This is a genomic window from Aeromonas sp. QDB30, from assembly GCF_027707645.1.
Taxonomy (GTDB): domain Bacteria; phylum Pseudomonadota; class Gammaproteobacteria; order Enterobacterales; family Aeromonadaceae; genus Aeromonas; species Aeromonas caviae.
On record NZ_JAPCIY010000132.1, the window covers coordinates 1 to 4603 of the forward strand.

The window sequence follows — 4603 nt, forward strand, 5'->3', positions numbered from 1 at the left end:
CCTCGATGAAGAAACGATGAGGTTAAGTGTGACGAGCGTATTGTCCGAAAAACAGGTGCTGATCTAGGGGCGCTTACATTGAACAGGCGCCATATTATGGGAGTGTGGCGGAGCAAGACGAAACCGACCCGGCTCATCGCGGATATGTGATGAAGGTCACAAGTTATTGATAAAGTAGAAAGATATTCACCCGCCCGGTACGCTTCTCCACGGGAGTCCTATGGAGGGACGCGACAGATTGTGACCCGACCAGCGATTCTGTCAGCAGCTCCGGCCCCCGGCGCTCCCCTGCCAACACCGATAGCCCTCCTCCAGGGATCAGCGATAACGGCCGCGCACCGATCCGCTGGCCCGCCCGGCCATGCGAATGAGGCTCTGGCGGGTATGGAAGTGGCAGAGCGCCACCCCGAGGGCATCCGCCGCATCCGCCTGGGGGGTGGCAGAGAGCTTGAGCAGGTGAGTCACCATGTGTTGCACCTGCTCCTTGGCGGCGCCACCGGTGCCCACCACCGCCTGCTTGATCTGGGTGGCCGAATACTCGCTCACCGGCAGCAGGGCGTTGACCGCCGCGACGATGGCGCTGCCACGGGCCTGGCCGAGCTTCAGGGCAGAGTCCGCGTTGCGCGCCATGAAGACCCGCTCTATGGCGAACTCGTCCGGCTTGAACTGGGTAATGATCTCGCTCACCCCGTCATAGACCTGCTTCAGGCGAGACGGCAGCTCCCCCAGATCGGTGCGGATGCAGCCCGATCCCAGATATTCCGCCTTGCCCGCGACGATGCGAATGACCCCGTAACCGGTGATGCGCGAACCGGGATCAATCCCCAGAATGATGCTCATGAACGGAATACCCCGCCCACTGCGGTCAGCCATCTCATCTTCGACACCTTCTTCATTGCGATCTCTTGCCCTGCAGCTCTTGATGGCCGCCAAGATAACAAACCCGCCTTCGCTTGGCTCGCTCGCTGGCACCTTTCCCGGCTGACTGCGCAAGGAGCCACCATCTCATACAGTGCTCTGCCGCTTCTCTGGCCAGTGATGCCTGCCGGCGTCACCAGCCCCTTGCATTCGGGTCATCCCTTTGCCAGGGCGACGAGGCGCTCCGCCAGTCGATGGCTTTGCAGGTAGCTCTCGACCAGCGCCCCGTCTGCCCGCCCGACGTCAATCTGCCCATACCAGTGCTCGAGCATGGCGACAAAGCCTCGGCTCGCCAGCACGGGCTGCCAGTCGCCCGGAGCCAGGGTCTGCACTGTGTTGTCTCGCGCAAGCAGGCCACGGGTGCAGTTCTCGATATGCAATGAGAGGTTGTCGCCATAGGCATCGATGCGCTCCTCGGTCATGCCGGCGCTGCGATTCATGCTGCCGCTCACCGCCATCTGCCCGCTCTGCCAGGCGACGCTCACCCCGGCCAGCAACTCGGGCTGCTCACTGCTGCGTCGCAGCACCGCATGCAGCTCCCCGTCCGGCTCGCCGCCATAACAGCAGAGACTGTCGAGCACATGGATACAGTCGTCGAACAGAAACTGACGAGGCGCCCCTGGCAGGGCGTGCCTGTGCTTTTGCCAATGGAGCTCGGTCAGCGGCTGGCCGCGTGCGGCGGCCATGGCGGGCAGATAGCGACGGTTGAAGCCCACAAACAGCGGGCAGTCCCTGGCGATGGCGAGATTGGCGAGCGCCTCCACCTCTCCTGCGTTGTCACACAGCGGCTTGTCCACAAAGGTGGGAATGCCGGCACGCAGGCACAGCTCCGCCAGTTTGCCGTGCACGGCGGTGGCAGCGTGGATCATCACCGCATCAGGTCGGCTCGCCAGCAGCGCATCGACATCGGTAAAACACTCGCCAATCCGGTACTGGCGCGCCAGTTTGCCGAGCACCGAGGGACTCCGGGTACAGAGCAGCGGGGTGACTCGCTCGTCGTTTGCAAGCAGCGGCAGATAGGCCTTCCGGGCGATATCGCCAAGGCCAATCAGGGCAATGCGCATGGGCACTCCTCTCAAGGGGATAACCAGATAACTGCCTGCACGATCTCAGGATTTCCCTCGCAGATCCAGCCTTGGCGCCATCTCGCTCCAGGCGCCTTCTGATGCAATGCGGCATCACCCCGCGACACCCTGGCCACCTTCCTCCATCGAAGCGCCCCCCGGCGGCGCGGCGCTTGAGCGGCACACCGCGATAGCAAAACAGGCAGGGCAACAAATGTCGCCCTGCCTGTTACACCCGCACACACCGCCGCACTCGGGCGATTGGCGCTCTTCTCACGTCGAGTTACTCTGCCGACCTGGCCTGCTCTTTGGCATCCCGCCACTTGCCAATCCTGGCGCCCAGCTCGGCGCAAAGCATGGCGCTGACCATGGCACCTATCATCCGGGTCATATCCGACATCTCTGTTGCAACCGGAAGCAGGGGCACAATCAGGTTAAAGGCGATGAGCCCCATCACCAGCCCGAGCCCGCTGCCTACCTTCTCTCTTCGGGATCGCGTTTTTATCGCCATCTGATTGCTCCTGACTTGAACGTTCCACGTGACTCGCCCTTGCCAACGTATCCAGCAAGATAACAAAGCCTTTCTTCATTTGGGACAGCCATCTTTGTGTACGAATTGTTCCATTGGAGGAACCATATCACCCACTCTGTTTCACTGATGCAAAAATCACCTGCTCAAGCAACACCCACGGTGTCGCAGCGTTGTGAAAAAACGGCCTGATAACAAAGGGCCGATAGCCCCTTTTCCCCAACCCGCCTTATCAGGACAGCCATCTTTTGGAGAAAGAGTTATCAAGACAGCCATCTTTTAGAGAAAGCTCTCATCCAGCGCCCAGCACAACTCGTCATCCAGCATTTGCGATGGTATTTGTGGAACTCGGGGGGATTAAAGAGAATGTCTTGGCATCGATGACGCCAATTCATGGCGCCTTATCAGGACAGCCATCTTTTGGAGAAAGCCCTCATCCAGCGCCCAGCACAACTTGTCATCCAGCATTTGCGATGGCATTTGTGAAACTCGGGGGATTAAAGAGAATGTCTTGGCATCGATGACGCCAATTCAGATGCGATCACACCGGCGGGGTGATGGCGCGATACCGGACGTTGTTATGATGCGAGCATTCATCACTCAAAGGGATGGTTGATGACACCGTCGCTGGCCACAGTGCCAGGCAAACTGCTGACAATGCTCTTTGTCACCCACCACTCTGATGCCCTGGCGCCGAAACAGCGTCACTTGCTTGAGCCAGCGCACCTCGTCCACCCCCAGCCGCGTCAGGATGGGGGCAAGACAAACTGGGATATGGCCCCGTTTGTCCACTCGGATGGCGCGACCTGTCCAGTCCACCAGCATCAGGTAATCCGCAAAGGTATATGCCAGGCTATCGGGTCGCGCTTCGTGCGCGAATGGCAACAGCAACGGCGGCAATGGGGCGGCGGACTGCTCGCCATCGAGACGCTGCTTGAGGCTGGTGTAATCGCTCTGCTCGGGCCGATCGGACAATCCCGCTCGTATCGGATTGAGATCAACATAGGCCATGCAGGCCAGCAGGGCTGATTCGGTGAGCAAGGCCTGGCTCTTGAAGCGCCCTTCCCAGAAATGGCCCTTACAACCATCTTCCCGATTGGCCTGCCGAGCCAGGTTTTCGTTGAGCAACCGCACAAACCAGCTGATGGAATGCAGGCGATCCCGCCACTGTCCTATCAGTTGTTGCACCACGGCCAGTTCGGGCTCAATCAGGGATTCCCCCTGATACCAGCGTCGTACCAGCAGCGGCCACTGGAACAGCGCCGCCCAACGCTCGGCCACCTCCCGCTCGCTCCAATTGGCAGCGGTATCCGACTCGACCTTGAGCACCAGGTGATAGTGATTGCTCATCACCGCATAGGCACACACACCGATGGCAAACAGTCGCGACAATTGGCCCAACTTGTCCACTACCCACTGACGCCGATGCTCGTAACTCTGGCCGGAGTGGGCATCTTCCCCGCACAGAAACGCCCGCCGCACACAGCGACTGACCACATGGTAGTAAGGCGTATCCTGCAAACTGATTTGACGTGAACGGGCAATGGTCATGGCTCACTCCCTGACAGTGACACCTCAAGCCAAGTACAGGGCTACGCCGCTGTCAAAAAGGTGGGTGTCCCAGATTTCACCCCCAGATTGCACAATTTGCTGATCAAGTTCAAAAAACGATGTGATTCCGATGGTTACATCATTTTAAGGCTCGCTTGGGTAGTTTCGTTTGTCTTACAGTGGCTATCTGGAACCTGTTGAACTGCGATGGGCCACTGCCCTCGCTGGTCAATGGAGCATATTGGAAGCTGTAATCCATGGGCGGTAGCGTGGGATTTGGTGGCGTTACGCCCCATACAAAAAGGTGGGTGTCCCAGATTCCTCTATACTAATTGGCCGTGTAGGTTGGCGCTGAGCTTGCAAAGCCCAACATACGAGATACGACATTAATTAGCGGTGTAGGTTGGTGCTGAGCTTGCGGAGCCCAACATACGAGATACGCCGCTGTCAAAAAGGTGGGTGTCCTAAATAGCTGTTCCGAATAGTAGATCACCGGAGGAAGGGAACTCAGTCCAGTTTGTGCGATCTGATTAGTCGCTAA

The 4603-nt window shown here is 58.9% G+C and carries 4 protein-coding genes; all 4 read right to left on the reverse strand.

Features of this window, described 5'->3' with window-relative positions:
• Positions 1-318 precede the first annotated feature (318 nt).
• Complete coding sequence (gene ruvC / locus PG896_RS20440; RefSeq protein ID WP_010673515.1) at positions 319-840, reverse strand: crossover junction endodeoxyribonuclease RuvC; 522 nt, start codon at positions 838-840, stop codon at positions 319-321.
• A 233-nt stretch (positions 841-1073) separates the two neighbouring features.
• Positions 1074-1982 carry a Gfo/Idh/MocA family protein gene (locus PG896_RS20445; RefSeq protein WP_270836157.1) on the reverse strand — a complete coding sequence of 303 codons (909 nt, stop codon included), beginning with the start codon at positions 1980-1982 and terminating at the stop codon, positions 1074-1076.
• 283 nt (positions 1983-2265) lie between these two features.
• Positions 2266-2493: a hypothetical protein gene (locus PG896_RS20450; protein WP_270836158.1), complete on the reverse strand. Its 228-nt coding sequence runs from the start codon at positions 2491-2493 to the stop codon at positions 2266-2268.
• A 618-nt stretch (positions 2494-3111) separates the two neighbouring features.
• Entirely contained in the window at positions 3112-4062 is a 951-nt protein-coding gene (locus tag PG896_RS20455) for a transposase (RefSeq protein ID WP_053288170.1), read from the reverse strand.
• Between the last annotated feature and the right edge of the window lie 541 nt (positions 4063-4603).

Coding starts and splice junctions, on each gene's coding strand:
- PG896_RS20445 (WP_270836157.1), bottom strand. CDS start 1,982: ATGCGCATTGCCCTGATTGGCCTTGGCGATATCGCCCGGAAGGCCTAT.
- PG896_RS20450 (WP_270836158.1), bottom strand. CDS start 2,493: ATGGCGATAAAAACGCGATCCCGAAGAGAGAAGGTAGGCAGCGGGCTC.
- PG896_RS20455 (WP_053288170.1), bottom strand. CDS start 4,062: ATGACCATTGCCCGTTCACGTCAAATCAGTTTGCAGGATACGCCTTAC.
- ruvC (WP_010673515.1), bottom strand. CDS start 840: ATGAGCATCATTCTGGGGATTGATCCCGGTTCGCGCATCACCGGTTAC.